The organism is Acidiluteibacter sp., assembly GCF_055129545.1.
In genome coordinates this window covers 628,281-653,210 of sequence record NZ_JBSRUB010000013.1, presented here as the reverse complement: position 1 = coordinate 653,210, position 24,930 = coordinate 628,281, and the positions used below count along the sequence as shown (strand labels likewise).

Annotated in this window: 21 protein-coding genes; 9 read left to right on the top strand and 12 right to left on the bottom strand. The window is 34.9% G+C overall.

The annotated features are described in order from the left end of the window. Positions 1–28: 28 nt before the first annotated feature. The 4 genes from ACTB0X_RS08815 (at position 29) to secA (ending at position 5,156) form a co-directional block, all read left to right on the top strand. Entirely contained in the window at positions 29–736 is a 708-nt protein-coding gene (locus ACTB0X_RS08815; RefSeq protein ID WP_463024634.1) for an ABC transporter ATP-binding protein, read from the top strand. Positions 737–781: 45 nt separating this feature from the next. Continuing rightward, positions 782–1,330 carry a cob(I)yrinic acid a,c-diamide adenosyltransferase gene (locus ACTB0X_RS08810; RefSeq protein WP_463024633.1) on the top strand — a complete coding sequence of 183 codons (549 nt, stop codon included), beginning with the start codon at positions 782–784 and terminating at the stop codon, positions 1,328–1,330. A gap of 116 nt (positions 1,331–1,446) precedes the next feature. After that, the gene (locus ACTB0X_RS08805) at positions 1,447–1,668 is read left to right on the top strand and encodes a DUF2795 domain-containing protein (RefSeq protein WP_160633047.1); all 222 of its coding nucleotides are present in this window, start codon (positions 1,447–1,449) and stop codon (positions 1,666–1,668) included. Positions 1,669–1,808: 140 nt separating this feature from the next. Next, complete coding sequence (gene secA, locus ACTB0X_RS08800; protein WP_463024632.1) at positions 1,809–5,156, top strand: preprotein translocase subunit SecA; 3,348 nt, start codon at positions 1,809–1,811, stop codon at positions 5,154–5,156. Between the two features lie 79 nt (positions 5,157–5,235). On the opposite strand, the gene ACTB0X_RS08795 is transcribed toward secA, so the two are convergent. The 3 genes from ACTB0X_RS08795 to ACTB0X_RS08785 form a co-directional block, all read right to left on the bottom strand. Beyond that, positions 5,236–5,661 carry an META domain-containing protein gene (locus ACTB0X_RS08795; RefSeq protein ID WP_463024631.1) on the bottom strand — a complete coding sequence of 142 codons (426 nt, stop codon included), beginning with the start codon at positions 5,659–5,661 and terminating at the stop codon, positions 5,236–5,238. A gap of 98 nt (positions 5,662–5,759) precedes the next feature. Then, a complete protein-coding gene (locus ACTB0X_RS08790) occupies positions 5,760–6,254 on the bottom strand; it encodes a hypothetical protein (RefSeq protein WP_463024630.1) in 495 nt (164 codons plus the stop codon). A gap of 219 nt (positions 6,255–6,473) precedes the next feature. Continuing rightward, the gene (locus ACTB0X_RS08785) at positions 6,474–7,823 is read right to left on the bottom strand and encodes a DUF5723 family protein (RefSeq protein WP_463024629.1); all 1,350 of its coding nucleotides are present in this window, start codon (positions 7,821–7,823) and stop codon (positions 6,474–6,476) included. A 147-nt stretch (positions 7,824–7,970) separates the two neighbouring features. Between ACTB0X_RS08785 and ACTB0X_RS08780 the strand changes: the two genes are divergently transcribed. Together ACTB0X_RS08780 and ACTB0X_RS08775 are read left to right on the top strand one after the other, a co-directional pair. Beyond that, on the top strand, positions 7,971–8,873 hold the full coding sequence (locus tag ACTB0X_RS08780) for a nucleotidyltransferase domain-containing protein (RefSeq protein WP_463024628.1): 903 nt from the start codon (positions 7,971–7,973) through the stop codon (positions 8,871–8,873). Further along, positions 8,870–10,288: a B12-binding domain-containing radical SAM protein gene (locus tag ACTB0X_RS08775; RefSeq protein WP_463024627.1), complete on the top strand. Its 1,419-nt coding sequence runs from the start codon at positions 8,870–8,872 to the stop codon at positions 10,286–10,288. The genes ACTB0X_RS08780 and ACTB0X_RS08775 overlap by 4 nt, the downstream gene beginning before the upstream one ends. 5 nt (positions 10,289–10,293) lie before the next feature. On the opposite strand, the gene ACTB0X_RS08770 is transcribed toward ACTB0X_RS08775, so the two are convergent. From ACTB0X_RS08770 to ACTB0X_RS08760, 3 genes are all read right to left on the bottom strand, one after another. Beyond that, positions 10,294–11,400 carry a DUF2971 domain-containing protein gene (locus ACTB0X_RS08770; RefSeq protein ID WP_463024626.1) on the bottom strand — a complete coding sequence of 369 codons (1,107 nt, stop codon included), beginning with the start codon at positions 11,398–11,400 and terminating at the stop codon, positions 10,294–10,296. Positions 11,401–11,662: 262 nt separating this feature from the next. Next, complete coding sequence (locus ACTB0X_RS08765; RefSeq protein ID WP_463024625.1) at positions 11,663–12,331, bottom strand: methyltransferase; 669 nt, start codon at positions 12,329–12,331, stop codon at positions 11,663–11,665. Then, complete coding sequence (locus ACTB0X_RS08760) at positions 12,321–13,832, bottom strand: B12-binding domain-containing radical SAM protein (RefSeq protein WP_463024624.1); 1,512 nt, start codon at positions 13,830–13,832, stop codon at positions 12,321–12,323. Before ACTB0X_RS08760 ends, ACTB0X_RS08765 begins: the two co-directional genes overlap by 11 nt. A gap of 82 nt (positions 13,833–13,914) precedes the next feature. On the opposite strand from ACTB0X_RS08760, the gene ACTB0X_RS08755 reads away from it, so the two are divergent. Then, on the top strand, positions 13,915–15,057 hold the full coding sequence (locus ACTB0X_RS08755) for a hypothetical protein (protein ID WP_463024623.1): 1,143 nt from the start codon (positions 13,915–13,917) through the stop codon (positions 15,055–15,057). On the opposite strand, the gene ACTB0X_RS08750 is transcribed toward ACTB0X_RS08755, so the two are convergent. The 5 genes from ACTB0X_RS08750 to ACTB0X_RS08730 are packed head-to-tail and all read right to left on the bottom strand — an operon-like array spanning position 15,012 to position 21,148. Beyond that, positions 15,012–16,508, bottom strand: a complete 1,497-nt coding sequence (locus tag ACTB0X_RS08750) for an arylsulfotransferase family protein (protein WP_463024622.1) — start codon at positions 16,506–16,508, stop codon at positions 15,012–15,014. The two genes, ACTB0X_RS08755 and ACTB0X_RS08750, sit on opposite strands and share 46 nt — an antisense overlap. Before the next feature lie 3 nt (positions 16,509–16,511). After that, entirely contained in the window at positions 16,512–17,897 is a 1,386-nt protein-coding gene (locus ACTB0X_RS08745) for a B12-binding domain-containing radical SAM protein (protein WP_463024621.1), read from the bottom strand. Continuing rightward, positions 17,894–18,688 carry a class I SAM-dependent methyltransferase gene (locus tag ACTB0X_RS08740; RefSeq protein WP_463024620.1) on the bottom strand — a complete coding sequence of 265 codons (795 nt, stop codon included), beginning with the start codon at positions 18,686–18,688 and terminating at the stop codon, positions 17,894–17,896. Before ACTB0X_RS08740 ends, ACTB0X_RS08745 begins: the two co-directional genes overlap by 4 nt. A 58-nt stretch (positions 18,689–18,746) precedes the next feature. Continuing rightward, the gene (locus ACTB0X_RS08735; RefSeq protein WP_463024619.1) at positions 18,747–19,925 is read right to left on the bottom strand and encodes a polysaccharide biosynthesis protein; all 1,179 of its coding nucleotides are present in this window, start codon (positions 19,923–19,925) and stop codon (positions 18,747–18,749) included. Then, positions 19,922–21,148 carry a hypothetical protein gene (locus tag ACTB0X_RS08730; RefSeq protein WP_463024618.1) on the bottom strand — a complete coding sequence of 409 codons (1,227 nt, stop codon included), beginning with the start codon at positions 21,146–21,148 and terminating at the stop codon, positions 19,922–19,924. The genes ACTB0X_RS08735 and ACTB0X_RS08730 overlap by 4 nt, the downstream gene beginning before the upstream one ends. Positions 21,149–21,269: 121 nt before the next feature. Here ACTB0X_RS08730 and ACTB0X_RS08725 point away from each other — a divergent pair, with 121 nt between their 5' ends. Together ACTB0X_RS08725 and ACTB0X_RS08720 are read left to right on the top strand one after the other, a co-directional pair. Then, a complete protein-coding gene (locus ACTB0X_RS08725; protein WP_463024617.1) occupies positions 21,270–22,880 on the top strand; it encodes a glycosyltransferase family 87 protein in 1,611 nt (536 codons plus the stop codon). A 1-nt stretch (position 22,881) separates the two neighbouring features. Further along, positions 22,882–23,703: a putative capsular polysaccharide synthesis family protein gene (locus tag ACTB0X_RS08720; protein ID WP_463024616.1), complete on the top strand. Its 822-nt coding sequence runs from the start codon at positions 22,882–22,884 to the stop codon at positions 23,701–23,703. Positions 23,704–23,722: 19 nt separating this feature from the next. On the opposite strand, the gene ACTB0X_RS08715 is transcribed toward ACTB0X_RS08720, so the two are convergent. After that, complete coding sequence (locus tag ACTB0X_RS08715) at positions 23,723–24,847, bottom strand: glycosyltransferase family 4 protein (protein WP_463024615.1); 1,125 nt, start codon at positions 24,845–24,847, stop codon at positions 23,723–23,725. Positions 24,848–24,930: the final 83 nt, after the last annotated feature.

Below are 24,930 nucleotides of genomic sequence, written 5' to 3'. Positions count from 1 at the left end.
TCAATAAATTTGAATCAAATTCGACACTATGAATCCAATTATCCGCATCACCAATTTGACTCGAAACTTCAAACTCGGAACGGAGGTAATTAAGGTACTCAAAGGGCTTACTTTTGAAGTTCAAAAAAACGAATATGTGGCGTTAATGGGACCTTCCGGATCTGGGAAATCGACATTGATGAACATTTTGGGTTGCTTGGACACACCAACTGGAGGAGAGTACATTTTGAATGAGAATAGCGTTAGCAAACTAACCGACAACGAATTGGCTGAAATCAGAAACAAAGAAATTGGATTTGTATTTCAAACCTTTAATTTATTGCCACGATCAACGGCATTGGAAAATGTAGCATTGCCATTAATTTATGCCGGAAAAAATTCAACCGACAGAAAGGAAATAGCTTCCAACATGCTCACTCAAGTGGGATTGAGCGACCGAACGGATCACCGGCCAAATGAATTATCGGGTGGACAAAGACAACGTGTGGCGGTAGCTAGAGCAATGGTGAACTCCCCTTCTATTATATTGGCCGATGAACCAACAGGAAACTTGGATTCTAAAACTTCGTATGAGATTATGGCCTTATTTGATGAAATTCACAAAAAAGGAAACACCATTATTTTGGTGACACACGAAGAAGACATTGCGATGCACGCTCACCGAATCATTCGATTGAGAGATGGAGAAATAGAATCAGATGTTAAAAACGAAGACATCGCAACATTTAATAATTAAACAAACTGCTAAATCTATTGTTAGCAGTAAAAAGAACAGTGATTAATGAAAGTTTATACTAAAAAAGGCGATAAAGGAATGACCTCTCTAATTGGAGGCACACGAGTTCCCAAGCATCACCTGAGAATAGAATCATACGGAACAGTTGACGAATTAAACTCTTATATTGGAGTGATTCGTGACCACAAAATTGGAGAGCATGAGACTGATGTTTTATTAGAAGTGCAGGATCGATTGTTTACAATTGGGTCACTTTTGGCAGCAGATCCTGAAAAATCAAAGATGAAGTTACCTGAATTATCCATTGGCGATATTGAATATTTGGAAAAAGAAATCGATAAAATGGATGAAGAACTGCCTCCGATGCGAAATTTTGTATTACCAGGAGGAAATCAAGCGATTAGCTTTTGTCATGTTGCACGTTGCGTCTGCAGACGAGCAGAGCGAATTACAGTTCATTTGAGTGAACAATCTCAAGTAGATAGCATGATAATGCAGTATTTAAATCGACTTTCTGATTATTTATTTGTTTTATCGCGATTTCTGACGAAAAAAATGAATGCACCAGAGACGCCTTGGGTACCAAGGCAATAATTATAAAGCGTAAGTAACTAGTCTACCTTAAATTATTATTACTTTAAATGATTTTAAAAAAGAGGCAAACTATTCACTTAAAAAATTACATTTGCAAAAATCAAAATTAGAATATTATGTACTGGACGCTTGAACTTGCTTCAAATTTAGAAGATGCTCCATGGCCGGCAACCAAAGATGAGTTAATTGACTTTGCTATCAGAACTGGTGCTCCCTTGGAAGTTGTAGAAAACTTGCAGGAGATGGAAGATGAAGGTGAGTCTTACGAGACCATCGAAGATATTTGGCCAGATTACCCAACTAAAGAGGACTTCTTCTTTAATGAAGACGAATACTAAAATTAAAAAATAATAGAACCCCGTCTCGAATAATTGAGACGGGGTTTTTTTATACTTCTTTAGTAGTTGGTATCGAAGAAAAAGCGCATTAATTTACCTACTTTTGGAGGTAGTTTTTTTTAGAAGAATAGTAGAAATATATGATAGGTTCAATCAATAAGTTATTTGGAAAACTCCTAGGTAACAAATCAGATAGAGACATAAAATCCCTAAACCCATTAGTGGAGCAAATTAAAGCTGAATTCTCAAAATTAGCCGATATCTCCAACGATCAATTAAGGGCTAAAACAGCTGAGTTTAAGGCTAGGATTAAAGCCGCTTGTCAGCCTGATACCGATAAAATCGCCAGCTTAAGAGCAAAGATAGACGAATTGGAAGATGTGGACAAAAAGGAAACATTGTACAAGGAGATCGATCAGTTAGAGAAGTCGATTACGGAAACATTAGAAGCTACTTTGTTAGAGATTTTGCCTGAAGCATTTGCAGTAGTGAAAGAAACTGCTTGCAGATTCACTAACAATGAAAAAGTGGAAGTAACGGCAAACGACATGGATCGTGACTTTGCTGCACAAAGAGACAGCGTAGAGATTATCGGCAATTCTGCCTACTGGCATAACCGATGGGATGCGGCAGGAACAGAAGTGGTTTGGAATATGATTCACTACGATGTGCAGTTGATCGGAGGAATTACTTTGCATCAAGGTAAAATAGCCGAGATGGCAACAGGTGAGGGTAAAACATTGGTAGCAACTCTACCTGTTTACCTGAATGCATTAGCCGGAAGAGGTGTACATTTGGTAACAGTGAACGACTATTTGGCAAAACGTGATAGCGAATGGATGGGTCCATTGTTCGAGTTTCACGGAATGACGATCGATTGTATCGACAAGCACCAACCCAACTCTGAAGAAAGAAGAAAAGCATATCAAGCAGATATTACATATGGAACCAACAACGAGTTTGGTTTTGATTACTTGCGTGATAATATGACGAAAACGTCAGAGGAATTAGTACAACGTAAGCACCATTATGCCATTGTGGATGAGGTCGATTCTGTATTAATTGATGATGCAAGAACACCTTTGATTATCTCAGGACCAACTCCTAAAGGTGATATTCATGAATTTTATGAATTGAAACCTAGAGTTGAAAAATTGTATGCTGCTCAAAAGAGATTAATCACCACTTTATTGGCCGATTCTAAAAAGCAATTTCATGCTGAAGGAACACCTGAAGGAAAAGAAGGAAAGAAATTAGAAGAGGAAGCTAGCATGGCTTTGCTTCGTTCTTATAGAGGTTTGCCTAGGAATAAAGCGTTGATTAAATTTTTGTCAGAGCCTGGGATTCGAGCAAAATTGCAAAAAGTAGAAAACTACTACATGCAAGATCAAGGTAAAGAAATGCACATTGTAGACTCTGAATTGTATTTTACAATTGATGAGAAAAACAACACCATCGAATTGACAGAAAAAGGACTAGACCTTATTTCAGAGTCAGGTGACGACAAAAACTTCTTTATTCTCCCAGATATCAATTTATCGATAACTGATTTGGAAAAGCAAGCTATCTCAGATGAAGAAAAGTTAGCAAAGAAAGAAACGATTATTCAAGATTATTCTATAAAAGCAGAGCGAATTCATACGATTAACCAATTGCTTAAAGCATATACTTTATTCGAAAAGGATACAGAATATGTGGTAATGGACAATAAAGTAAAAATTGTTGATGAGCAAACTGGTCGTATCATGGAAGGCCGTCGTTATTCTGACGGATTGCACCAAGCAATTGAAGCCAAGGAAAATACAAAAGTAGAAGCGGCGACACAAACCTACGCAACTGTTACTTTACAGAATTACTTTAGAATGTACCACAAACTTTCGGGTATGACGGGTACGGCTGAAACTGAAGCAGGAGAATTCTGGGACATTTACGAATTGGACGTAGTAGTCATTCCTACCAACCGACCAATTGCAAGGGACGATAGAGAAGATTTAGTGTATAAAACGACTCGAGAAAAATACAATGCAGTAAGCGAAGAAGTAGTGAAGTTGGTAGAAGCAGGACGACCAGTCTTGGTGGGTACTACTTCTGTAGAGATTTCTGAATTATTGAGTAGAATGCTCAAGATGAAAGGAATTAATCACCAAGTATTGAACGCAAAATTGCACCAAAAAGAAGCAGAAGTTGTGGCCAATGCAGGTAAGCCTGGCGCAGTAACCATTGCAACGAACATGGCAGGTAGAGGTACCGACATTAAGTTGAGCAAAGAGGTAATTGCTTCTGGTGGATTGGCCATTATTGGTACAGAGCGTCATGAATCTAGACGTGTAGACAGACAGTTGAGAGGTCGTGCCGGTCGTCAAGGTGATCCTGGTAGTTCTCAATTCTACGTTTCTTTGGAAGATAACTTGATGCGTTTATTTGGTTCAGACCGAATAGCTAAGCTGATGGACAGAATGGGGATAGAAGAAGGCGAAGTGATTCAGCATTCAATGATTTCTAAATCAATCGAAAGAGCGCAGAAAAAGGTGGAAGAAAACAACTTTGGTGTGCGTAAGCGATTATTGGAGTATGATGACATTATGAACTCTCAACGTGAAGTAATTTACAAACGTAGAAGAAATGCTTTATTTGGTGAGCGAATCAGTGTTGACATTGCCAATATGATGTATGATACAGCGGGCTCATTGGTAGATGCAAATCTAGACATGAGGGATTACGACAATTTCAAAATGGATGTGATTCGTAACTTCTCAATAGAAAGTCCGGTTGATGAAAAGCAGTTTGGTTTAATAAACAACAGCGAGTTAACTGACAAAGTATACCAAAAAGGAATGGAGCACTACACTCGAAAATCGAAGTTAGTGGCTGAAACAGCTTACCCAGTTATAAAAGATGTATTCGAAAATCAAGGCGATCAATATAAAAATATCGTGATTCCATTTACCGACGGTAAAAAATCTGTACAAGTAGTGGCAGACTTGAAAAAGTCGTATGATTCACACGGTAAAGAATTGATTTCAACATTTGAGCGCAACATCATTTTGGCGATGATCGACAATTCATGGAAAGAACATTTACGTGAAATGGATGATTTGAAGCAATCGGTTCAGGGTGCTGTCTACGAACAAAAAGATCCGTTATTGATTTATAAGTTTGAGGCATTTGAGCTATTCAAACAAATGATTGACAGAACAAATAGAGATTCAGTAAGCTTTTTGGTTAAAGGAAATTTACCAACACAAGATGCAAATCAACAAGCTCAGGTGCAGAATGCACCACAACAGAAAGAGCAACCAAAATTGCAAACTTCACGTTCTGAAAGTCCTCAAGGCACGAATCAACAGCCAAATAGAGCACAACAACCAGGTCAGAATACACAAGAGCGACAAGTGACTCAACCTATAGTAGCTGAAAAGCGTGTAGGGAGAAACGAACCTTGTCCTTGTGGAAGTGGTAAAAAATTCAAGCAATGTCACGGGAAATAAAACCCTGAGAGATAATAAAAACGAAAGGCGCTATTGAGAAATGGCGCCTTTTTTATTAGGGCATTTCATAAACAATTTCTCAATCTACCTTTTGAAAAATCAATACACTTTTGTTTGAAATTAGTGTTAGTTCTAATCCATTCAACGAATACTTCATGGCGTTCTGAAGTCGATTTAGATATTCTTGTTCATTTTTAAATCCTACACACAACATTTCAGTCATTGCTAAATCCAATAATTTGATCGAATCTCCGCTTACAAATAAATCTCCTGAAAGGGAGTTACAACCAGTGTTTCCATACACTTTATTTGTCGTCAGATTAAATTCTAAATAAGCAGAAAGCTGATCACGCTCTACTTTTACGTCGTCAACTTGTTTCAACGCCCAGATATCATGGAGCCTATAATTTGGTTCTTTTACAGGACCCTTTTCAATTACCGCAGGAGAAAACTTACAAGAAAAAAGTAGAATTGTAATTGAGAACAATACTAGAAACTGTTTCATGATACCCATTTTTGTATTCAATGTTAGAAAATTGACATGAACAAAAAAAGCCTTGCTCCAACAGCAAGGCTTTCAAGAAAATCATCATAATTGATGAATTATTTACAAACATCTTTTTCTTCTAAAATGATTTCAAAATCAGGTATCTGATTTAGCAAAATCTTAGATTGAGTAATTGTGAAACATTTCTTTTTTATCAATGTTTCTCGATTATTTTTCTTTTGAAACACACTCATGCAATACTCACCAGCAATTTTTATTCCTTCAACTGTACCAAACATATCGCATTGCGCAATAAACGCGTCAGAAGAACTGAACGTCTTGTCAGCCTCAGATGTTAAACTATAAGTAAAGAGCTTATCTATTTGACAATTTTTAAGGCAAGCTGAATCCGATAAAGTAATAAAATACTCCATACTCGCAGGGTTATTCTCTATGCAAGAACCATCATTTAAATTTGCCTTCGGATTATAGTTTACAGAATTTTTATCAGTGCAACCCGTTATTCGAGGCTCTTCCTTTTTACAGCTTGTATAAACTGAACTAATTAATATTAGGACGATTAAACTAAATAATATCTTGAAGCTTTTCATTTTCTCTATTTTAGGATGGTATAAAAATAAGAGTTCCTTTGATAGGAGGCAACAACAACAATAAATTATCTATAAAAAAGCCTTCTATCTTACGATAGAAGGCTGCGTCCTTAACCAACAAGATGGAATATTTCATCTTGCACATCTACAAATATGATTATTTATTTAAACAAATATACCGAGTCAGAAAGCCAAGGGCAATACTCATAAATAGGTATTTTATCTCCAAGCTGGGCATAGCCATGGAATACCTCGACGATCAATCACTTTACATTCGGGGCTATTCCGAAGAAACAAATTAATATTAAAATAGAAATCAACTGCTCGAATATCACCACGTCGAACAAATGGGAGAATGTGATCCGTTCCAACAGACAGAAACCCTAATCTCAAATAAAAACCGACTTGAGGAGCCACATAATTGGATAATGAGACTGGAAAACTTGCAGTGATCCAATCCGTTTCAAATCGAGGTGCTATTCCAACTAAATTTGATCGTTCTACACCAAAGCTATTTTTAAAACTTAACCGCTGATTCACAACACCTGCGACGTAGATATAATCAATAATTCTAAAATCTAACTGCAGTGAAAGCGCCGTTGGTAAGATGGCAGTGTATGCATCACCATCTTTACCCAAAACAGCTTCATCAGCAGTATATAAATCTATCGGAGTTATGGTATCGGTTTCTGCCAACGTTGCATATCTAGCCCCTTCTTTAAAACGAATATAACCGAAATCCAATAAAGACAGTCCTATTCTATAATTGTAATCAATAACCTTACATCCCCCTCTTTGAGAATGGGATAAATATTTATTCACCACATCAGTCATGGACTTAAAAGTAATTCCAACATCCATCCCCCATCCTCCCCCAGAACCAAATTTAGAATCTGTGTAGGAATATTTTCCATCTAAATCTAATATAGATCCAGAGAGATTCTCTACGTCTACTGAGCCACTTTTTATATTGAACGACGATTGTTGAATTCCGATTAAACGATTTACAGTAATGCCGGCACTAATCATATCATAATCACGATGCAATAAAACCCTTCCGTAGGACAAACCCACTTCCCCCCAAGTCATTGATTTGAAACGTCCATTCTTCATTAAATAATTCCCATCGGAAACATTCTCCGTAGTTTCTGCATTTATAAGCTCTATTAAGATGGCAGGGATCCGATTCATGTTGGCATAAAATCTTACCCCAGTGTGAATTCCAAACGCATTTTTACCGTAACTTAATGTTGCTGATGGCCCAGAGACTTCGCCAACAATAAACCCTCTTGCAAACTTATTGGGCTCTTCGTAAATTTCTTTTTGAAGGTCTACTTTCGGAAGTAATATGCTATTGGGATAATTGATGACATTACTCCTTGCAAAAATGTGAGCTCCACTTACATTAACAGATAAAAAATGGCGCTGATCGACCATTAACGCTGGATTAATCCCAAGTTGTTTGACGGGTAAAAAATTATCGGTGATGGCTCCAAGCTTTTCTTGCGCAGCAACTTCTCCGACCATCAAGCTGAAAAAGACAATCAAAATATAACTTAACTGTTTCATTATATAGAACCTAATATTCGAGATCATTGATTTCCTGAGGCGATAAATATCAGGCGCGCAAAAATAACTTATATATTCTTTAAAACTTAAAAAGTAGTGTCTTATTACTTTTGAAATTGAAAGAAAAACCTACTTTTATTCACAGCTTTGAAAGATCCCAACAACCAACATAAATACCGCATATTAAAGGCCATTGCTTATTTCGACATTTTCAATCACCCATTGAAAATCGATGAATTAGCTAATTTAGCAGGTGTTAGTACAGTAAATTCCAAGCAGATTTTAACAGAATTGGTTGATTCAAAAATAATTTTTTCAATAAACGACTTTTACGGTATTCGACCGAATATCTCTGAACAAATTGTTGAAAGGAAATCAAAGGAAGTAAAAGCTCAGAAATACGCGCAGAAACTTCCAGCATACGTTAAAATCATCAAGTCATTTCCATTTGTAAGAGCGATTTCTGTTTCAGGCTCGCTTTCTAAAAATGTGATGCACGATGATGGCGACATCGATTACTTTATAATAACAGCTCCAGGTCGACTATGGATTTGCCGAACACTTCTAATCCTCTTCAAGAAACTATTCTTATTGAATTCAAAGAAGTACTTCTGCGTCAACTACTTTGTGGACGAGGAAAATTTAGAAATCATTGATCAAAATATTTTTACTGCGGTGGAAGTTAGTTATCTACTACCGGTTTATAATCAACAACTGATTAATCAATTTAATGCTAAGAACAGTTGGTCCAAACAATACTTTCCTAATTTTAAGAATCCGCTAACGTTAGAAGTTTCAGAAGGAAATTCAAGCATAAAACGATTTTCAGAATTCTTGTTAAGTGGCAAACTAGGCGATTACCTAGACTTGCAATTTATGAAAGTAACCTATCGCCGATGGAACAAAAAGTTTAAGCATTTCGATGCATCTAAACTAGAGTTGACTATGCGTTCCAATAGAGGAATTTCGAAACATCATCCCCAAGACTTTCAAAACAAAGTTTTGAAAGAGTATAAACAAAGAATTGATCAACTCAATATACAGGAATGAAGGTATTGTTTACACATAGTTACTTTTTGAGATTCGACGAAAAACAATGGAATCAAAGTAAGCCTTATCCACCATTAGCAACAATTCAAGCTGCTTCTGGACTGAGAGAAATAGGACATGAAGTACAGCTTTTTGATACCAACTTTGTGGAAGACCCAATGGAGTTGAACCAGGCATTAGAAGACTTTAACCCTGAGATTCTTGTCATTTATGATGATGGATTTAACTACCTCACGAAAATGTGCTTGACTCGGATGCGAGAAGCGGCTTTTGAGATGATTCAATTGTCAAAATCTAAAGGATTGCAGGTTTTTGTATCAAGCAGTGATAGCACCGACCATTTTGAATCATACCTCAACAAAGGAGCGGATGCCGTTATTTTAGGTGAAGCCGACGAAACATTATTGCAAATTGTCTCAGCTATTTCTAAAAATGAATCCTACACTACTGCTGGAGGAATTGCTTTTCTAGAAAACAATGAAATAAAACAGACCCCAAAACGACCAGTTTTAACTGATCTTACAAGCTTACCATTGCCAGCATGGGATTTAGTTGATATTACTCCTTATCAAAAAGCTTGGAATCAACACGGTTATTTTTCCATCAATATTGCTACAACTCGAGGCTGTCCCTACAAATGTAACTGGTGCGCCAAACCGATATACGGAAATCGATACAACAGCAGATCACCTCAACATGTAGTGAATGAAATTAAACTCATTAAATCTCGTTTTGATTTCGATCACATTTGGTTTTGTGATGACATTTTTGGGTTGAAACCACGGTGGGTTCAAGAATTCAATCAAATCTTAAAAGGGGAAAACATACAAATTTCTTATAAAATTCAATCTAGGGCGGATTTATTATTGAAAGATGATACCATTATTAGCTTGGCCGAATCTGGTTGTGATGAAGTATGGATTGGAGCCGAAAGTGGCTCTCAGAAGATATTGGATGCGATGGACAAAGGAACCAGCGTTCAACAAATAACAGATAGCACTGCACTGATGAAAAAGCACGGCATAAGGCCTTGTTTCTTTTTACAGTTTGGTTACCCCGGTGAAGAGTGGGAAGACATCCAGGCTACCTTGGACATGCTATTCACACAAATGCCGCATGATATAGGTGTATCGGTTTCCTATCCACTTCCAGGTACAAAATTTTATGAAGTCGTAAAGTCTCAATTGTCAGAAAAAGCGAATTGGACTGACTCTGATGAATTATTAATGATGTACAAAGGCACCTACTCTCCTGAGTTTTATAAAAAGCTGCATCGTTATCTGCATAAGCGATTTAGAGCGAAACAAGCCTTGAAGAATATGAAAAGAGGAAAAGTAAAGGAACTTTTGAAGTGGGTTTATTTTACATCTTCTGCGCAGTTATTCTACTCACAAGTATTGAGTTTGAAAAAATGAATCTATTAATTATAGAAATTTAGTTTTAAAAATTCATTGGTTACTTGAATAATCTCAATTTGTCGTTTAGACTTTCTGATTTCACTATAAGAATTGAAGTATTCGTGAACTGAAATATATATTTTTTTTTGAAACTCCCTAAAAAGGAAATTAAATAACCTTTTGTGTAAGTCTCTAATTATTATTTCTTCATCTTTTAAGGTTGAAGATTCACTAAAATAAAATGTTTTAATTATTCTTGACTCTTGACTAACTTCCTCAATTTTACTATAAACATTGCTAATGAAAAAATATTGACTAAGAGTAATGAAATCCACAACCTTGGAATTAAAACACACATGCCTATTTTTAATATCTGCTGACCAATCTTTTACACCAGTAAAATAGTTGCTAAATGGAATTCCCATCCATGGTCGACTCACTAAAATTCGCCACTCCTGTTCATATTTCCATTGGTCATGCTTTATATTGTATAATATATTTAATAACAACTTTGTCTTGTTCTCCTTAATGAAATGACTTAAGTCTAAAGGCCAAATAGCCTTAACATAGTTAATAGGATTAATGCCCAAGTATTCTAAATCAGAACATTTACTTTTTGAGTCATTATAATTTTTAATAGAATCTATAAGTTCAAGAGTTTTAAAATTTAGTTGAAAGCCTCTTTCTTGTGTATAATGAGGCCACATTAGAGAGGAATGTCCATTCTCGGATAATGAAATTATTCCAAGCTTAGATGATGATCCAAAATAAAGTTCACTTTTGTAAAAACTACCATCTGTTTCTTTTAAGTAATAATCATCAAAACTCACCTTATTTCGAAAACCCTCATCCATTCCATCATATATACTTTTGTATGATATTTTATCAGGCTTTTCTAAAATTTTAATTAGTTCTAGCTTAGAATCTAAGATATCATTTAAATTAAAAGGATGAGAAGCAAACAAATAGGACCCCATAAAGGCATTCAAATTATCTTCATTTAAGGAATAATATTTAAATAAATTTTCAGGTAAAGGTTTACTTGGTTCAGTTCTAAATCTAAACCCCTCTTCACTGTAGTATTTAAGTTCTCCATAAACTTCAGCATCATCCATATTATCTATTTTCATTACTTAAAGTATTGTAAATCAATAATAATTCAAATCTAAAATTATCTATTTTTTTCTATTTCTCAAATTCAAAAATAGGATTAGCGATTTAAGTTCATCAATTTCTTTTGTTGCTTTAATCTATAGTTTTTTAATTACTATTCACTAAAAAGGATAACTATTGGTGAATACGTTCACCAAAAAGCATGACTATTGGTGAATAGAAATAGGCCAATGGAACTAATCAACACTTCAACTTATTGATAAATAAAGAAATAATAGATTAACGCTTCAGAATTCTAAAAATGTAATTCTCTTCGCCTTGTTTAATGGATTGGAAGACCTGTTCAAAAGTCAATTGCTTCTCATTTGCCATATTTGTAATGTGATCTAATTCGCAATCTTCAGATAAAATCATATAGATCTGAGAAGTTGAATCAAAATAATTCCCTAGCTGGGCGAACAGTTTCTCAAAGTATTCAAAATTGGCTCCACAGAACCAAGCTTCCTCTGCTTTATTTTCAGGATTTTTTGGATAATAGGGTGGATTAATAATAATGTAATCAAATACCTGTTTCGAAATTTCTTCAAAGAGATCAGAAAGAACAACGTTCAATTTTACTTTATTCTTTGTGGCATTTAACCTTACATTTTCTATCGCAATGGGATTAATATCTGAAGCGAGTACTTGAGCTCCACGTTGAGCTGCCAAAGTGCTAATCATACCAGTTCCGCAACCCAACTCAAGAAAACTTTTACGTTCTAATTCTAAGTTCTCCATGAAGTCCATGAGCAATTTAGTACTAATGGTAAAAATGGGGTAAAAAACGCCAGGAAGCACAACTCCTTTTAACCCTTTATATGAAAATGGTCTTGGTTTACTAAAATAATATGTCGCAAAACGCTTCAAGAATGGTGATAGAATTCTTTTTTTTAATCTATTACTCCCCATAAAAACCTTCAATTTCAGGTTGGCGGTACTTCCAAATTTTGTGCATAGCTTTGATCTCATATGGGAATTTATAGAATCCACTTTTATATCTCCAACTCGACAAGTTCCTTAAAATCGATTTCTTTATGCCTTTTATTCTAAAATCAGATGCTGTAGGATGATATCCATTCAACACCGTTTCAAAATTTTGAATCTTATCAATCATTTTTGGAGTCAACCATGGAGTTAGGGGATTCTTTCTTAAATCAAAATTTTCCCAAACGGGATTCAACCAATCTTCTAAATGAGCCGGAAATTCAAAACCAGCCTTTGTGATTTGTTCAAACAATTCAGACCCTTCTGAAGGAACAGGACTGTATAAATAGATGATGATTTCTGTTTGTGGATTAAGGACCTTGATTTCCCTTATAAATTCAATATCTGATTCAATCTGAGCCATTACTTTCTCTTCACTTTCGCCGGGCATACCCAACACAAAAGAGTATTCTGGAATAATTCCAAAAGTTCCCATTCTTGCAGCAAATGAGCGAATTTGTGCAGCAGTTTGTGTACCGCCTTTGTCCATTTGTTTCAATACTTCATCACTCCCAGTTTCAGCACCAAAGAATATCATTTCACAACCAGCATCCTTCATTAATTGTAAATCCTCATCAGAGTATTTGTCTATCGTATCAATTCTTCCTTCGCCCCACCATTTAATATTATCTTTCAAGACTAATTTCGAAAATTCGACTACTCTTTTTCGAGAAGTAAAAAAATTATTGTCATGAAATTCAATGGAGTCTACTCCATGAGTATCCTTCAGCCATTTTACATCTTTGTAGATATTTTCTGCAGATTTGCCTTTCCATCTGGCATTAAAAATCGGAACTACTGCACAAAAAGAACACGTAAAAGGACATCCCAAACTAGAGTGATACGCCATGGTTTTATTCCCCATAAAGGTCTTTTGCAAGTAACCACTTATCGGATAAAATTGATCGTAATAGCTGTATGGCAATTGTGGCAAACTATCCTGATCCAACAACTCTTCCTTAGGGGTTTTAAAAATTTTATCCTCCTTAATGAAGATTAAATTTTTAACCTTTTCAATCGACTCCCCTTTTTCCCAAGCGTCTAATAACAATGGAAACGATTGGTCGCCCGGGCCACTAACTACAACATCTACAAAACCACTCTGTAGTGCAACTGGATGCTGATTGGTGGCAAAATAACCACCCCAAATTACTTTAATGGTTGGAAAGGCTTCTTTTATTTTTTTTGAAATTGGAATGGCCTGACTCAATTGAGGTCCAGGCATTACCGTAGCGCCAAAGTATTTAAATTTTCCTGTTTTTAATAAACTTGAGATTTTATCCCAAGCATCAGTTTCCATATTTCCATCAACGAAAGTCAACTCATATTTGCCATAAATAGATGCTCCGATCTGTAAAATAGAATTAGGAATTCTATGTTTCCATTTCGCACTGCGGGGATTGAATAAAAGAACTTGATTTTCCAACGATAAAAATTTACAAAATATCAAAAGTAAGAGTTATTTAAGCAACCTCTTAATTTTATAACTTTACATCAAAGTTGAATAAATGAATCGGATCAAAAATACCTTTCTTGTCGTTTCTGTTCTCATTCTATGTCTAATTCTCTCAGAACTTATCCTTTCTCTTTTTTTTATATTCCCAAACGGCTATTTTGTCGCGACACCAAACAGCCAATTTGTTTGGAAAACGGATACCGCTATCATAAAAGGAATAACTAAAGATGCTCAAGTACAATTTGATCAATTTGGTGCTAGAACGATTTCAAATCCTGAAAATAATAAAAAAGCAATCATAGCGATTGGTGGCAGCACCACAGCCTGCTTTTCATTAGATCAAAAATACACATGGACGGCTCTATTGGACGAAAAACTTGGTGACAACTATTGGGTGGGGAACTTTGGGAAACCAGGTAGTTTTAGTTTTCATCATGTTTTACAATTACAGCAAATCATTAAATATCAGAACCTTCCAACGATTGAAAAAGTTATCGTTATGATGGGTAAAAATGATTTCTCCGCAAGTTTGATCGATGAAGGAAAGTATTTGAATTTGGATAAGTTCAATATTAAAATTAACAGCTTCACACACTTACCAGACAGTGAAGTTCCTTGGCTTAGAAAACTCACATTAACCAAACTTTATAAAAAAGCACGTCACCATTCCATTCAATTGTATCGAAGAAAAACACACGGTGAAGAATTGCAAGAGTGCCGTAAAGCTCGGTTATTGACTAAAGAAGTTAACCAATTGCCAAATCAAAGTGCATCCTTAGCATTTTACCTGCAGAATGCCAAAAAAATGATAGACATTGCCAAAGACAACCAAATTGAGATAGTATTTATTAGTCAAGCAGTTTTGTGGAATAAAGACCTAAGTCCTGAAGATCGAAAATTAATTTGCAGCAACGTCAATGAGAAAAATATCCACTATTCAGCGGAAGCGCTAGCAAATGGGATGAACTTATTTAATCTGAAACTGGAGGAACTGTGTAAGAAAAATGGAGTGCAATTTATTTGGAATTCGATTGAATCCAACTCCTCAAATTTCATTGATGATTGTCATTATACAGAATTAGGTGCTAAAAGAACTGCTGAGAAAATTTATCAAGGATTGTATTTACCAATACTAAAAATAAAGGCAATCTACTCCCCATTCCAAATCACCTTTTCTACCCGACCACTCTCATAAATATGAATCACAATCTGATGCCTCTTTGGCTTCAATAATTCTCGTCCAAGCAAATCAATTTGCTTAATGACTTTATCATCAAAATAATATCTACTATTCTCTGACAGACTTGTTGAATTACAATATCCTGAAATAGAGGAAACCCTAATAATTTCAGAACCCACTTTTCCAATTCCTCTTGGAATATAAAATTGATATTCTCCAGTTTGGCTAATTAAAATGCTTCTTGTCGTATCTCCTGTACTCCATTCATAATTATTGCTCAATGGAGCTTCTAGTACTAAAACTCCATTCTGATAATAACAAGTGGCTGTTGGCTGCTTGATTGATTGCGGCAAATTAGTCTTCACTGCTCTATAACTTACTATGGAGTCCTTAAGAAACAACTCTGCTGTTATATTATCAAATGCATCAACTACCACAAAACTAGGGTGTGGCCTATTTAACAATCCGTATCCAATCAAACGATCTCCATTTGACATATTTTGGAAATTTCCCATTGCTCTTGCATAAAAACTAGTTGGAAACAGGTATTCATAGACCTTAGTTGCGGTCCAATTTATTGTATCCAACTGATAAGTAACACCTCGAGAAACTGGGTTGATTTTACCATTTCCGTTATCAAATAATGAAATAGTCCCCGATGAAGTTACTCTTGCGTCATGCTGTCCACTAAATCCGGAATCATTTACAAAAGAAAAATCACTCAACTTCCCTCCTAGCCTCCACACAATCTGACCTGTAGCTCTTCTTATTTTAAAAATAGAATTGGTGTGACGCATAGAAACAATAAAATCTCCATTGGAATCTACATCAATTGAATTTCCATGACAATAGTCAAACCCATTGATTCTATAACCATAAATACTATCGTAACTCTCTAATGGATCGATATAATCATTGCTATTCCATTGAAAGACCATATTTTTCTGCGGATCAAATTCTTGAATTGTAAATCCAATAATGTGGGTGGTATCGCTTGCTTGAACTCCATTTAGGACGTGATTGGATAAATCTACCAAACTATCAGAAGCTCCAGATAAAATATAATTCCCATTGTGGAGCAAATCGAACTCATGAATATCTATCTTAAATCCATTGGTAACAGTTAAAGAATCAACTAAGGTAAATGAAGTGTCCATTACATAATAGGTTCTATCACCAACAAAGGTGAACCTGCTAAAAGCTGTATGATACTTAAGATCTGCAAACCCTCTTGGAAATTGACTAATGGCATACCACTTAATATTACCTGATGAATCGAGGATCACTAAGGAAGAATTCAATTGTTGCGTTAAATCAAACGGCGTCAATAAATAGTCTGCTGAATAATTAGAATCAACAATTTCAAATTGATAAGGAGCAATTTCACTTGGTACAATTCTATTGTAATTTTGAGAATGCAGTAAAACTGACAAAAGCAATTGAATCACTAATAAACTAATCTTCATACACTAATTATTTAATCTCATTTGAATCGCAGAAACAACTGACTTTAATTTAAATTTCAAAGCTCGTGTTGTCAGTGTTTTCTTTAACAGCTTCTCTTTACTAAAATTGACTTCATTCACAATCCTTCTCACCGCATGATCATAATATTTTCGTGGATAGGTTCTAGTAAAATCAATCTGCCGATCTGTACTAATAGACCATTCAGGTTGGGTAATTATGTCTTTTTCAATTTGAGTATACAGCCCGGTTCCCTTAATCGGATAAGCGACAGTAATGGTAAACTGATTGGGATTGGCTTGCTTTAAATAATCAATGGTCAATTCAATATCCTTCTCCGTTTCAGTTGGATATCCGACCATAATAAAGGTACCAGCCTCCATTCCAAAATGCTGTGTCAGCTGCATCATTTCTGCCACTTTATTGATATCAACTTGCCGTTTCATCAAGTCGATAATTCGCTGAGAACCGCTTTCGGCTCCTATCCAAATTCGGAAACATCCAGCAGACTTTAATTGACTCAAGATTGTTTCACTCAATCTTTCCGCCCGTGTTATGCATTCGAATGGAATACTGATTCCCCTATCTTTCATTTCTGAAGAAAAGGCTTCAATCCATTTATGACTCACTGTAAATACATCATCTACAAACCACAATGCATCCGGATTGTAATTCTTTATCAAATATTCAATTTCATCCACCACCAACTTGGGGCTACGTCTCCTATAACTTTGCCCATACACAGCAGTGCTACACCATTGGCAAGTATAGGGACATCCTCTTTGTGTGGATATATTTAAAGTACTTTTTCCATGAAACTTTTTCCAAGTCTCGAGGTATCTTGATAAATCAATTTTCTTGCGATTAGGCATCGTCAATTGATCCACTTCTTTAATTTTAGTTCTAGGTGGGTTCTTTATGAATTCATTCGTTGCAGATTTATACGCCAATCCATCTACAGAACTATAATCTTGTTGACCAAAATACTGCTTCGAAAATTCTAAAAATGTCTCCTCTCCTTCACCTATCACCAAAAAATCGGCGCCATATTTCAAATAGTTTTCCCAGTTATATGTTACATCCGGTCCGCCTAAAAGAATTTTTGTTCCGCTCAACTCAGGGGTTGATTTTACTTTTTTGATCAGTTCAATAATCTTGACTTTTGTCATCAAATTGGTGTAAATGGCAATCACTTCAGGTTGCATTTTCATTACCTGAATCATCCAAGCATTTTCATTAGAAAAAGTAGAATCAAACACCTCATGATCCAACCCATTTTCTTCTAAATAGGCAGATATATAGAGTAACCCCAAAGGCGGATAAGGACGCATAACTTTTTGCTCCGTCTCGTCCTCTTCTATAAAATACCCGTGGGTTAATAATATGCTCATCTTCGTTTTGCTATTACAATGTAATGATCGGCACTTTTAGCCAAATAACTAAGTCGTCCATAAATACGTTCTAAAATATAAAGTATTTGAATCAACCAACCGTGGCGTTTAAAAAACGGCTCTAAATAAGATGGAGGAAGAAAATGTGCCACTGGCTTCACTAATTCTACCTTGTAAAATTTAAACAACAATTGCTTTACTGTCCATGGAGAATGATAAAACGTTTTAACCTTTTCACCATTCACATCAACCTCTAAATAACTTTTTCTACTTCTTCTATTAACTTTTGAAAATTGACCTTTTAGCAGAAAGTAAACATTCTCGATTTGGCAATGTTCGGGCATAATAACCATTGCTAAATAATCATCAGATTTCTGTTTCAAAGCCAAGTCTTTAAAAAATGTTCTCAAATCATTTTCACTCAAACAATTTAATCCTCCAAAGTTAGAAAATACTAGATCAGCATTTCCGACATTTTCATCTATTGAAATATCCTTAAAGTCTCTCTGATAAAAGTTAATTCTTGAATTCCGTTTTGCTTTAGCTACTTTGACCATTTCCGTTGAAGCATCAGTAGCAACAACTTCAAAGTCGTGATTAAAAAACCATTCTGCATCATATCCAGTTCCACAATTGATTTCAAAAACCCTTTTAGAGTTTTTTAAAATCTTGCTTTTATTCAGCCAATGAAACACTCTATTTCGTTGTTTTTTACCTATTTCTGATAATGTAAAATCATTATCATAGGTGGCTGCTGCTGCATCAAACGAAGCTTTATTATTGGATATCATAGTTAACTAACAGAAAGTAAAGATACTCGGAACAACTTTCATAATCCTTTCTCAAACTTTATTCTACATTCTTTTTCACATAATTCACCACTAAAAGCCCCATTAGGAGGCTTCCTAATATACCGCTAATCAATGCTCCAACAACATCAAAAAATTGAATTAATAAAATGGCAGCGCAAATATTCACTACAGCAGCGAAGAAACTAAATTTCAGCAACTTTTTCTCCTGTTTTAACTTCAACATTAATTGACTTTCAATTAAATAAAAGTAGAGCGGAAGCATATATGCGAAAAATAAAATTGAGTACCAGAACTCAATTTCGATTTGATAAAAAATTCTTAAACCAAATAATAAGAGGACAGAAAAAACACTGGAAATTAAAATTCCTAAGATCAAGTACTTCCTTTTAAGTTCTATTAAACTACTTTCTTTCCAACGGTAGATATTCTTTTGAAACGGCCCCAAAATCACCCAAGCTATTGTTTGTCCGAGAACTAAAAAACTAATCATTACCTGATATTTTGCCAACTCTATATCATCCAACATGAAAGTAGCGGTATATAAATCGCCTTTTACTTGTAACAATGCCGCAATAGAAATGGCAAAAATGGGCAAAGTCACTTTAAGGTTTGAAAAGAGAGCAATCCAACTGAATTTTATTCTTGTTAGATTTTTAAGTATTGGGGACAAAACAATTAGTCGAGTGAAGGAAGACAATGCAAAGGCAAAAATCACTTCAGACATTGTTACGGTTTGATAATGATATAACAAATAGACTATTGCAACACACATAGCTATTACTTCTGCGAGTATTGAATACCAATACGTTCTGTTAAACTTAATCAGTGATTCGAAAAGGTTAGCCAACCATTTAAATGTCAACCACAAGAATAAACTCGAGAAATAAATTCTAAAGTCTCGCCCTATTAGAAGAACAAGTAAAGCACCAATAAGTAGTGGAACTCTCGCCAATAAAGTTGTTGAGAGCAGACTGCCTATATGTTGAGGCTGCAATGAGAACTCCCGCATCAAATAGGCTCTTTGACCCCAATTTAAAACCATAGTAATCACTTCAATGGTTAAGAGGTAAAAAACGAATTGTCCCCACAACTCAATATCGACTAATCGGATTACCAATAAAGATATCAGGCTGGTATGAATAGGTCGAATCGCAAAATTCAACCCTTCAAGTCCAATAAACTTTGTTCTTTTAATGGTTTTCGGGGTCGGCTTCATGGCAACAAATCAATTTCAAATGAAACTGTTTCTCTTGCACTTGCAGCACTTGGTAAAACTTGGTAGGGAGAAAACGATTGTATTTCATCTCTATGGTACAAGTTTCCAAACTCAGGAAACTCATCGTGAATATGTGTTGGAATATTTTGTAAAAGTGACTCTACTTGTTGAATACTTAAACTCCATTCTTTGGAAAGTCGTTTAGCTGAAGGTTCAAAATATCGAATGTATAATTTTTCTGTGGCCGTATGTGCTTTTCTATCGTTGAAATCTATTTCAGAATCCAATGAATTTCGGTAATTCTTTAATTCAATATTATTTAAATCAACAATACTATCAAACTGATTTGGGGAATAGTATCCAGGAATTTCAGTAATCGCCGCAAATCCCTTTTGAATACTTGTCTCATGGCACCACAAGCATTTCGCAGGCTTCCCTGCTATTGTTAAACTCGCATCTGAACCGCCAATTAACTCCTTTTGTTTGTTGTAAATTCCAAAACGAAGTTGTCCATTTGCCATTATATCCATCACTTCATTTTCCTCCACCTTCTCTGTAGAATCTTTTAGTGAACCCGACAATTCTTCTGCCCAATACTTCAATTGAGCTACTTCAACATCGGATAATGGTAGATTGACAATCCGTTCTTTCAGTGCTACTGCAGATTCAATGATGGCTGCCCTTTTACTAAGAAAATTTGCTTTTCCATTAAACCCATCTAGGGTTTCTGGCATTCCAACAATCTTATAATAATGGTTTGAATTATTGAGAATACTAGTAATAAATCGACCTGCATCTATCCCTCTAGTTTTGGTGTATTCATCACTTAGCACAAATTGTTGAATCAATAGATTGAGCTGCTTTATCCCATTTGAAGAAAAACCTAATTTGGAAAAATCGACACGAAACGACTCTTCATTTATCCTAGTCACTCCACTTTCCCAAGAACCTGTTTTTAGCTCAGCTCCTAAAAAGGAAAATGCCCACTTTAACCCCTTCTCAAACTCTTGTTTTGTTTCACTATCATTTTGATAATAATGCAAATTGATCACTGATGGACTTGTTTCATCCAATGGTAGATCATCTTTTTTACACGAATTAATTAACAAGCTAACTAAAAGTAAAACACTTACATATTTTGCAACTATTTTAAACATTTTACTTTCTGAAATAAATTGAGTGATGATGAAACAAGGTTTAATTGGAGTTTTTCTATGAATCAAAAATAGGGATTAAAATTTTGCAGATATACAGAATTCAACTAAATCGGAATCAAATATTCTGAGTCTACCTTTAACCGAATAGAAGTTCTATTTTTGTTTATCAAAACTTCGGTCTCTACCAATGAAACAACTAAATAGGATTAAAAACTATCTGACCACAAATCCTATTGGGTATTTAATCCCAACAGTTTTAGTTGGATTGATTTTTTCCATTTTTGCATTAGACCAACCGCTGCATGATTTTGCCAACAATTATTTTCCTGCATTATTAGCAACAGAAAACATCCCTCCAGAAACCGTTTTGTATGACATTTATGACTTCAATCAATACGCATGGAGCAAAGGATACAACGACGTTCTTGCTGACTTCTATTTGAATTCACCATTTACTGCCACCTTATTCTACCCTTTTGCATTAATTAAAAATGCCTTCTACTCCAAATTAGTATTTAACCTCATCAGTGTTTTATTTTTCACACTAGCACTACAACTTTTTAGTAAAAGGTATTTGAATGAACACAATCGTTTTTTCCTTCTTCTTATTCCTTTATTATTCATTGTGCCCATTAGAAACAACATTGAATTTGGTCAGGTTTACCTCCTAATTCTTTCTTTTATTATCCTCAGTTACCATTATATCAACACCAATAAAAAATTTGTGGGTGGGTTATTACTTGGCTTATCTATCTTGACAAAAGTATTTCCCATTTACTATTGTATCCCTTTAGTCTATAGTAAAAAATGGAAATCGATAGCTCTGGTTAGTACCAGCACTTTGGTTTTAATAGCCATTTCTGTTTTAGTTGGAGGGTTTTCCTTTTGGGAAAGGTATCTCTTAGAGGTAATGCCCAATGCTATTCTTAATGAAAGCACGGTAAATTTCCAATCAAATGCACAGACATTTACAGTATTCGTAAAAACACTTTTTGTTCAAGATCAATACTATAATCCTGATGTATTATTTAACAGCGAACTAACCTATAAAATCATTTCATGGACCTTCGCGGCGATGTTTTTGTCTTTAGCGATTTCTACAAGTTTTAACCAGAAAGAAAAACCATTTAGACTCTTATCTATTTGGGTTGTCACCTTATTTCTAATTCAATCCAGAACGGCTACTTATGCTCAAATTTTATGGTTGATTCCGGCTCTTGAAATTTTTAGGGGAGAATTCTCAAAAAGATTAAAAATCGGCAGCTTTATCCTTTTATTGCTCATCTGCAACTTTCCTTTTCATTGGCTAATTGGACTTCCAATCGTTTTCGAATTTACTAGAATGTGGTTGAGCGTATTACTTAGCTTAACCTTATTGTATAGCTTCAACGCTAGATTTAACCTTGATTTTTTTAAGGTCTTTATAATTGTGTTTATCCCTTTTCTAATTCTAGTGGTTTTGAAAAACCCCAACGTCGAAAACTCTGATTATGTCTTATCAACAAAAGAACATTTCTTAATTCATGACTTCTATGCCGAAAACAACTTTCTTGTTTATGAAGCACTCGGAAAGAATGGGAATGAGGTCATTCAATCCAACATTTCGATTAGTAATTTCGACACCACTTCATGCAAAATAACTGAGGGGCAAGTCTTTTATAAAAACAAAAAAATAACTAACGACTATTCATTAAAGAAAAATCCAGTTTTGGTTAATGATAAAGAAATTTACTACCTCACTGATCATCATTCTAGAAGAGGAGCTTATACGCTTAAAAAAATAACAGTTACTCCATAAAATGAAGGCATTTATTAGATATTACACCATTGACCACTTAAGACTTTTTGCCTCAAGATTAAGACTGTGGCTTTCATATAGAACTCCTGCGTTAGTTTATACCATGGCGAAAGTGGGCTCCATGAGTGTGTATTCATCCATAAAGAAACAAACCAACATTCCTTGCTTTCATATACACGCATTGAATTTAGAAGAAGATAGGATGATGCAGCAATTTTGTTTTGAAAATGGATTAATTCCAGATAGCAAAAGCCCAATAAAAATCATACAGAACAAACTAATAAAGCCCAATAAAAAGCTGAATGTTATCACTTTATTCAGGAACCCGGTTGAGCGAAATGTCTCTGCATTTTTTGATGCTTTTGAATTGTATGTGGGCACACCAATCAGTCAATACAAAGGAGGAATAGAACCTTTAATCCAAATTTATCACGAAAAGCTACCTCATTTATATGCTATTGATTGGTTTGATCAAAAATTTAAACGAGATACGGGAATTGATGTTTACGACTACGAATTCAATCAAGAAGAGGGTTTTCAATTCCTATCAAAAGATAATTTTACAGTTCTAATCCTAAATAGTGCCCTTAGTAATTCTATTAAAGAAGCCCAAATCGGTAAATTCATTCAACAAGATTCTTTCATTTTAAAGGATGTGAATATTACAGCTGAAAGCAGCAATGGTCATCTTTACAACGAATTTAAAAATACCATAAGGTTCAGTCGAATTTATTTAGACTCACTTCTCCAATCGAAATACAGTCAACACTTTTTTACAAAAGATAAAATTGAGGAAACATATAACAGGTGGCTAGAAAATTGAAAAGAATACTCTTTAGTTTTTAACTTTCCTTACTACCTCTAGCATAATTTAAAGCTGAAACTATTTCTGAACATACCTTTTCTGGGGTAACTTCTTTCACAACTTCTAGTCCATAAACAGACATTTTCTCAAGCTGCTCGTTGGTAGTTCCAACCGCTTTAGTCAACAAACGCTCTAAATCTCCTTTCTTCAAAGGATCATACTGCCAACCATTTTTATCGTCTTCGATTAACTGTAAAACGGCCTGACTATATATACTTCCCAATACAGGTATACCACTTAATAACGCTTCATTTACGACCACTCCCCATTCATCTCCTAAGGTGGGGAATAAATAATAATCTGCCTTAGAATACCATTCATTTAACTCCTCATACTTTAAATCCCCAAGGAGATTATAACTAACATTAGAAAAGGTATCTAATTTTGAAAAATGAGACTTTTCAGGACCATATCCTGCAATAATTAATTCAATCTTGTCCTCTTTATTCTTAGTAGCCCAATTGCTCACTTCATCTATCATTTGAGAAATTCCTTTCAAATTAATTAGACGACCAGTATACAAGAATTGCTTTTTGTCTGAATTAAAGTTCGTTTTAGGATCCTTTATTTCATAATCACTACTACATGCAACAAAGTAAAATGGCTTTTCTATCCCCAGACCTCTTACATAATTTTTAGAGCTCTCCCCATTGCAAAGTATAGCGGATGACTTCCCCAATAAGTATTTCCGCAGTTTAATTCTTAACCCCTTCTTATTTTTCTCAGTATGTTCAGAAAGAGCAAGCCAAAGTATCAATTGCTTACCAAACAGCGAACAATATATTGACGACAATAAACTTCTAATACCCAGCTCTACAGAGATTACAACATCCGGCCGAAACTTAAATAATCTATAAACTGTGTCATATGGGATGTGAATATCTACGAATTGATTGTAGCCATTTTCATGTTTCCATTCCTTGCGATAGCTCAATGTTTTTTGAATTTCAACATCGAGTCCATCGTGATTTACTTGCCAATTTCTATCCGACTCCATTGCAGTTGACAAATACACTTTAAAATGATCTACTCGTTTCGCAATTAACTGGTAAAGAGACTTTCTATAAGGCGGAATAAAATTGGTAAGCAGAGCTACTTTCATAATCTGACCAAAATTATGATTTGTAAATGAATTTAGATACAAACTTTTTTTGAAAATAACTACGTCAATCATGAACTAGTTAG

What these genes read in the sequence shown, in the direction of transcription:
- ACTB0X_RS08815 (WP_463024634.1), top strand. Translation starts at nt 29, where the DNA reads ATGAATCCAATTATCCGCATCACCAATTTGACTCGAAACTTCAAACTC.
- ACTB0X_RS08810 (WP_463024633.1), top strand. Translation starts at nt 782, where the DNA reads ATGAAAGTTTATACTAAAAAAGGCGATAAAGGAATGACCTCTCTAATT.
- ACTB0X_RS08805 (WP_160633047.1), top strand. Translation starts at nt 1,447, where the DNA reads ATGTACTGGACGCTTGAACTTGCTTCAAATTTAGAAGATGCTCCATGG.
- secA (WP_463024632.1), top strand. Translation starts at nt 1,809, where the DNA reads ATGATAGGTTCAATCAATAAGTTATTTGGAAAACTCCTAGGTAACAAA.
- ACTB0X_RS08795 (WP_463024631.1), bottom strand. Translation starts at nt 5,661, where the DNA reads ATGAAACAGTTTCTAGTATTGTTCTCAATTACAATTCTACTTTTTTCT.
- ACTB0X_RS08790 (WP_463024630.1), bottom strand. Translation starts at nt 6,254, where the DNA reads ATGAAAAGCTTCAAGATATTATTTAGTTTAATCGTCCTAATATTAATT.
- ACTB0X_RS08785 (WP_463024629.1), bottom strand. Translation starts at nt 7,823, where the DNA reads ATGAAACAGTTAAGTTATATTTTGATTGTCTTTTTCAGCTTGATGGTC.
- ACTB0X_RS08775 (WP_463024627.1), top strand. Translation starts at nt 8,870, where the DNA reads ATGAAGGTATTGTTTACACATAGTTACTTTTTGAGATTCGACGAAAAA.
- ACTB0X_RS08770 (WP_463024626.1), bottom strand. Translation starts at nt 11,400, where the DNA reads ATGAAAATAGATAATATGGATGATGCTGAAGTTTATGGAGAACTTAAA.
- ACTB0X_RS08765 (WP_463024625.1), bottom strand. Translation starts at nt 12,331, where the DNA reads ATGGGGAGTAATAGATTAAAAAAAAGAATTCTATCACCATTCTTGAAG.
- ACTB0X_RS08755 (WP_463024623.1), top strand. Translation starts at nt 13,915, where the DNA reads ATGAATCGGATCAAAAATACCTTTCTTGTCGTTTCTGTTCTCATTCTA.
- ACTB0X_RS08750 (WP_463024622.1), bottom strand. Translation starts at nt 16,508, where the DNA reads ATGAAGATTAGTTTATTAGTGATTCAATTGCTTTTGTCAGTTTTACTG.
- ACTB0X_RS08745 (WP_463024621.1), bottom strand. Translation starts at nt 17,897, where the DNA reads ATGAGCATATTATTAACCCACGGGTATTTTATAGAAGAGGACGAGACG.
- ACTB0X_RS08740 (WP_463024620.1), bottom strand. Translation starts at nt 18,688, where the DNA reads ATGATATCCAATAATAAAGCTTCGTTTGATGCAGCAGCAGCCACCTAT.
- ACTB0X_RS08735 (WP_463024619.1), bottom strand. Translation starts at nt 19,925, where the DNA reads ATGAAGCCGACCCCGAAAACCATTAAAAGAACAAAGTTTATTGGACTT.
- ACTB0X_RS08725 (WP_463024617.1), top strand. Translation starts at nt 21,270, where the DNA reads ATGAAACAACTAAATAGGATTAAAAACTATCTGACCACAAATCCTATT.
- ACTB0X_RS08720 (WP_463024616.1), top strand. Translation starts at nt 22,882, where the DNA reads ATGAAGGCATTTATTAGATATTACACCATTGACCACTTAAGACTTTTT.
- ACTB0X_RS08715 (WP_463024615.1), bottom strand. Translation starts at nt 24,847, where the DNA reads ATGAAAGTAGCTCTGCTTACCAATTTTATTCCGCCTTATAGAAAGTCT.